This is a genomic window from Streptomyces sp. NPDC046712, assembly GCF_040645695.1.
Classification (GTDB): Bacteria; Actinomycetota; Actinomycetes; order Streptomycetales; family Streptomycetaceae; genus Streptomyces.
In genome coordinates this window covers 165791-171912 of the sequence record NZ_JBEYYW010000019.1, presented here as the reverse complement: position 1 = coordinate 171912, position 6122 = coordinate 165791, and the positions used below count along the sequence as shown (strand labels likewise).

Below are 6122 nucleotides of genomic sequence, written 5' to 3'. Positions count from 1 at the left end.
CGGCACGTCGGCGCCCATGAGCGTCATTCCGCCGGAGGTCTCGAGCATGGCGTGCATGATCTTGTCGTCGTATCCAGGCGGCACCTCGGAGCCGACGAAGCACCCCAGGCTCACCAGCGCCACCACCGTCAGATACGCCGCCACACCCCAGGGCGGCCCCGACCCCCCGGCCAGCGTCGTCGCCAGGATCGGGGTCAGCGCCCCGCCCAGGACGCCCGCCAGGTTGTAGCCGACCGCGGCTCCCGTGCACCGCACCCTCGGCTCATAGAGCTCGGGGAGGTATGCGGCGACCACCGCGAACATCGTGATGAAGGCGAGCATCGCGCCCAGGAAGCCGAGGAACATGAGCACCGGCCGCGCCGTGTGCAGCAGCGCGACCATCGGGAACATCCAGAGCGCGGAGGCCGCGCAGCCGGCCAGGCAGAGCGGACGGCGGCCGTACCGGTCGCCCAGCATCGCCGCCAGCGGTGTCGTGGCCCCCTTGATCGCCACCGCCGCCATGATGCAGACCAGCATGGTCGTACGTGCGACCCCCAGGCGCTCGGTGCCGTAGGCCAGGGCCCAGGTGGAGACCGTGTAGAACACCGCGTAGCCGACGGCGAGCGCCCCCGCGGTGAGCAGGACCAGACGCCAGTGGTCGCGCACCACCTCGGCGAGCGGGGCGTTCGCCCGCCGCCCCGTCGCGCTGAGCTCCTCGAACTGCGGCGTCTCCGCGAGGGAGGAACGCAGCAGCAGCCCGCCGACGGCGAGCAGTCCCGCCGCCCAGAAGGGCACGCGCCAGCCCCACTCGCGGAACTGCGCGTCGGTCAGCGCGGCGGAGAGCGCGAGCATCACGCCGTTCGCCAGCAGAAAGCCGACCGACGGGCCGATCTGCGGGAAGCTCGCCCACAGGGCCCGACGCCGCTCCGGCGCGTGCTCGGCGGTGAGCAGGACCGCCCCGCCCCACTCGCCGCCCAGGCCGAGCCCCTGCAGAAAGCGCAGCACGAGCAGCAGGACGGGGGCGGTGATGCCGATGGTCGCGTACGTCGGGACAAGGCCCACCGCCACCGTGGCGCAGCCGGTGAGCACGAGCGAGGCGAACATGACCGGGCGCCGCCCGTACCGGTCGCCGACGTGCCCGAAGAGGGCCGAGCCCAGCGGGCGCGAGATGAACCCGACGGCGAAGGTGCCGAAGGCGGCCAGGGTCCCGGCGAGCGGGGAGAAGGTGGGGAAGAAGAGCGGCCCGAGGACGAGCGCGGCGGCGGTCCCGTAGACGAAGAAGTCGAAGAACTCGATGGCCGTCCCGACGAGGGACGCGACGGCGAGCCGCCCCATGGAGGGGGCGGCGGGGGGAGCCGGGGAGTCCGGGGGCACCGGAGCATCGGACGAACCCCGGGGAGCCGGGGGAGCCGGAGAGTCCCGGGATGCCGAGGGGGAATCCGCGGCGGTCGGCTTCGAGGGCGGACGCGGAGAGTGACTGGGGCACATGTCGCGCCAACTACCCGGCGTCCGCCGGAGTTACGGGGGCGTGCGGAAGCGCGGGGTCACCGGGCGCGCGCCCGGGTCACCAGCCGCGCTCGCGCCACACCGGGAGCTGCGGCCGCTCGTCACCGAGCGTGGTGTCCTTGCCGTGACCGGGATAGACCCAGCTCTCGTCCGCGAGCTCCGCGAAGAGCTTGGTCTCCACGTCGTGGATCAGGCTCGCGAAGGCCTTCGGGTCCTTCCAGGTGTTGCCCACCCCACCGGGGAAGAGGCAGTCGCCGGTGAAGACGTGCGGGTGGCCGTGCGGGTCGTCGTAGATCAGCGCGATCGAGCCGGGCGTGTGCCCGACCAGGCGGCGGGCGGTCAGCTCGACCCGGCCGACCTTGATCGTGTCGCCGTCCTCCACCAGGACGTCGGTCGGGACGGGGATGCCCTCGGCGTCGTACGCCCCGGCGTACGTCCGCGCCCCCGTCGCGGCGACCACCTCGGCGAGCGCCTGCCAGTGGTCGCCGTGCCGATGGGTGGTGACGACGGAGGCGATGCCGTCGTCACCGATCAGCGTGAGGAGCGTGTCGGCCTCGTTGGCCGCGTCGATCAGCAGCTGCTCACCGGTCGCCCGGCAGCGCAGCAGATACGCGTTGTTGTCCATCGGGCCGACCGCGACCTTCGAGATCATCAGGTCCGTCAGCTCGTGCACATCGGCCGGTCCGCCGACCTTCACCGCTCCGCTGTACGTCATGGGATCAGCCTATAGCGGGGGAAGGACAGGGAGCTCGTCGCCCGCGAGAAGGGCGAGGTGGGCGCCCTTGTCGCCGCGGCCGGACAGCCAGCCGAGCAATTCCGCGCCGGTGCCGGCGAGGACGACGGGGGTGCCCTTGTCGCCGCCGGTGTGCCAGACGGGGCCGTCCTCGGCGTGCCCGAGCCGGAGGGTCACCGGGGGCACCTCGGTGCGCCCCGACCAGCGGTCGGCGAGGAACTCGATCTCGCGGGTCAGGAACTCGTCCGGCAGGTCCTCCAGCTCGTAGCCGATCCCGAGGTCGACGTGGTGCAGGGCCACCTCGACCCAGCGGCGGAAGGGGACGCGGGCCGCCCGGTCCGTGACGCCGTTGCGGAGCTCCACGGTCCGCTCCCAGTCGGCGGGCTCGGCGCCCACGGCCTGGAAGCGTTCGGCGCTCTCACGGACGTCGGCGAGCTGGACGTCGAGCGGGCGCGGGGCGTCGCGCTCGATGTCGGCGTCACGGGTCTCGGCGTCCGCGTACATGGGGCGACCCCGGAGAACGTTCACCAGAGCGTCGGCGTTGCGGGCGACGTGGGCCAGAACATGGCCGCGGGTCCAGCCGGGAAGCCGTGACGGCTCGGCGAGCGCCGCGTTGTCCAGGGCGGCGGCTGCGTCGAGGAGTCGTTCGGTCGCTTCACGTACAGAGGCCAGGTCACGCACATGGTCGATCATGACGCCGACCCTAGCGCCGCCACTCGTTCGGGTGAAGCGGTCTGCGCGAGGCCGGAAATCGAATGTGCGTGCTATAGGCTCGGTGGAAGCATCCGGCATCCTTGGTTGTTGGGTACTCAGGCACATCCAGGCATTTCTGCGACCCGCATTCCTGTGCCTCCGCTCTCTCAAGAAAGGTGCGGACCGGCGTGGCCGACCGTCTCATCGTTCGTGGCGCTCGCGAGCACAACCTCAAGAACGTCTCGCTCGACCTCCCGCGTGACTCCCTCATCGTCTTCACCGGGCTGTCCGGGTCGGGCAAGTCCTCCCTCGCGTTCGACACGATCTTCGCGGAGGGGCAGCGCCGGTACGTCGAGTCGCTCTCGTCGTACGCCCGGCAGTTCCTCGGCCAGATGGACAAGCCGGACGTCGACTTCATCGAGGGTCTCTCGCCCGCCGTCTCCATCGACCAGAAGTCGACCTCGCGCAACCCGCGCTCGACGGTCGGCACCATCACGGAGGTCTACGACTACCTCCGCCTGCTCTTCGCCCGCATCGGCAAGCCGCACTGTCCCGAGTGCCGCCGCCCGATCTCGCGCCAGTCGCCGCAGGCCATCGTCGACAAGGTCCTGACGCTCCCCGAGGGCAGCCGCTTCCAGGTCCTCTCGCCGCTCGTGCGCGAGCGCAAGGGCGAGTTCGTCGACCTCTTCGCCGACCTCCAGACCAAGGGCTACAGCCGGGCGCGGGTGGACGGCAGGACCATCCAGCTCAGCGAACCGCCGACCCTGAAGAAGCAGGAGAAGCACACGATCGAGGTGGTCGTCGACCGCCTCACCGTGAAGGACAGCGCCAAGCGCCGGCTCACCGACTCCGTCGAGACCGCCCTCGGTCTCTCCGGCGGCATGGTCGTGCTCGACTTCGTCGACCTCGCCGAGGACGACCCCGAGCGCGAGCGGATGTACTCGGAGCACCTCTACTGCCCGTACGACGACCTGTCCTTCGAGGAGCTGGAGCCGCGCTCCTTCTCCTTCAACTCGCCCTTCGGCGCCTGCCCGGACTGCACCGGCATCGGCACCCGCATGGAGGTCGACCCCGAGCTGATCGTCCCCGACGAGGACCGGTCCCTCGACGAGGGCGCCATCCACCCCTGGTCGCACGGACACACCAAGGAGTACTTCGGCCGGCTCATCGGCGGACTCTCCCAGGCGCTCGGCTTCCGTACGGACATTCCGTACGCCGGACTGCCGGCGCGGGCCAAGAAGGCCCTGATGCACGGCCACAAGACCCAGGTCGAGGTCCGCTACCGGAACAGGTACGGACGCGAGCGGGCGTACACCACCCCGGCCTTCGAAGGCGCCGTCTCCTTCGTCAAGCGGCGCCACAGCGAGGCCGAGAGCGACTCCAGCCGCGAGCGCTTCGAGGGCTACATGCGCGAGGTGCCCTGCCCCACCTGTGAGGGCACCCGACTGAAGCCGATCGTCCTCGCCGTCACGGTCATGGAGCGGTCCATCGCCGAGGTCTCCGCGATGTCGATCAGCGAGTGCGCCGAGTTCCTGGGTCGGCTGAAGCTGAACGCCCGCGACAAGAAGATCGCCGAGCGGGTCCTGAAGGAGGTCAACGAGCGGCTGCGGTTCCTCGTCGACGTCGGCCTCGACTACCTCTCGCTCAACCGCGCCGCCGGCACGCTCTCCGGCGGCGAGGCTCAGCGCATCCGGCTCGCCACCCAGATCGGATCCGGTCTGGTCGGCGTGCTGTACGTCCTGGACGAGCCGTCTATCGGTCTCCACCAGCGCGACAACCACCGGCTCATCGAGACGCTGGTACGGCTGCGGGACATGGGCAACACGCTCATCGTCGTCGAGCACGACGAGGACACCATCAAGGTCGCCGACTGGGTCGTCGACATCGGCCCCGGTGCCGGCGAGCACGGCGGCAAGGTCGTCCACTCCGGGCCCCTCGCCCAGCTGCTCTCCAACAAGGAGTCGATGACCGGGGCGTACCTCTCGGGCCGCAAGGCCATCGGGATGCCGGACATCCGCCGCCCGGTGGACCCCACGCGCCGGCTCACGGTGCACGGCGCCCGCGAGAACAACCTCCGGGACATCGACGTGTCGTTCCCGCTGGGCGTGCTCACGGCCGTCACCGGAGTCTCCGGCTCCGGCAAGTCGACGCTGGTCAACGACATCCTGTACACCCACCTGGCGCGCGAGCTGAACGGCGCCAAGTCGGTGCCCGGACGGCACACGCGCGTGGACGGCGACGATCTCGTCGACAAGGTCGTGCACGTGGACCAGTCGCCGATCGGCCGCACCCCGCGGTCGAACCCGGCGACGTACACCGGAGTCTTCGACCACGTCCGCAAGCTCTTCGCCGAGACGATGGAGGCGAAGGTCCGCGGCTACCTGCCCGGCCGGTTCTCCTTCAACGTCAAGGGCGGTCGCTGCGAGAACTGCTCCGGCGACGGCACGATCAAGATCGAGATGAACTTCCTGCCGGACGTCTACGTCCCGTGCGAGGTCTGCCACGGTGCCCGGTACAACCGGGAGACCCTGGAGGTCCACTACAAGGGCAAGTCCATCGCCGAGGTCCTGGACATGCCGATCGAGGAGGCCCTGGACTTCTTCGAGGCCGTCCCGACGATCGCGCGCCATCTGCGGACGCTCCACGAGGTCGGTCTCGGGTACGTCCGGCTCGGCCAGTCCGCGCCCACGCTCTCGGGCGGTGAGGCGCAGCGCGTGAAGCTCGCCTCCGAGCTCCAGAAGCGGTCGACGGGCCGCACGGTCTACGTCCTGGACGAGCCGACCACGGGTCTGCACTTCGATGACATCTCGAAGCTGATCACGGTCCTGTCCGGGCTGGTCGACAAGGGCAACTCGGTGATCGTCATCGAGCACAACCTCGATGTGATCAAGACCGCGGACTGGGTCATCGACATGGGCCCGGAGGGCGGCAGCGGAGGCGGTCTGGTGATCGCCGAGGGCACGCCGGAGGAGGTCGCCTCGGTCCCGGCGAGCCACACCGGCAAGTTCCTCCGCGAGATCCTCGGCGCGGACCGGATCAGCGACGCGACGGTACCCGCGGCGCGGAGCGGGAACGGGGCGGCGAAGAAGACGGCCGCGAAGAAGGCGGCCACGAAGAAGGCGGCGGCCAAGGCCCCCGCCCAGAAGGTGGTCGCACCGGCGAAGAAGGCCGTGAGGGCACGCAAGGCGTGACGAGTTGGGGTGGTGGGGGC

The 6122-nt window shown here is 70.5% G+C and carries 4 protein-coding genes; 1 reads left to right on the top strand and 3 read right to left on the bottom strand.

Features of this window, described 5'->3' with window-relative positions:
• The 3 genes from ABZ939_RS24600 to ABZ939_RS24590 form a co-directional block, all read right to left on the bottom strand.
• The coding region (locus ABZ939_RS24600; protein ID WP_361859058.1) for an MFS transporter at positions 1-1314 on the bottom strand (1314 nt) is incomplete at its 3' end.
• Between the two features lie 229 nt (positions 1315-1543).
• A complete protein-coding gene (locus tag ABZ939_RS24595) occupies positions 1544-2200 on the bottom strand; it encodes an MBL fold metallo-hydrolase (protein WP_361859041.1) in 657 nt (218 codons plus the stop codon).
• A 9-nt stretch (positions 2201-2209) separates the two neighbouring features.
• On the bottom strand, positions 2210-2911 hold the full coding sequence (locus ABZ939_RS24590) for a maleylpyruvate isomerase family mycothiol-dependent enzyme (protein WP_361859038.1): 702 nt from the start codon (positions 2909-2911) through the stop codon (positions 2210-2212).
• Between the two features lie 188 nt (positions 2912-3099).
• Here ABZ939_RS24590 and uvrA point away from each other — a divergent pair, with 188 nt between their 5' ends.
• A complete protein-coding gene (gene uvrA, locus ABZ939_RS24585; RefSeq protein ID WP_361859035.1) occupies positions 3100-6102 on the top strand; it encodes an excinuclease ABC subunit UvrA in 3003 nt (1000 codons plus the stop codon).
• Positions 6103-6122: the final 20 nt, after the last annotated feature.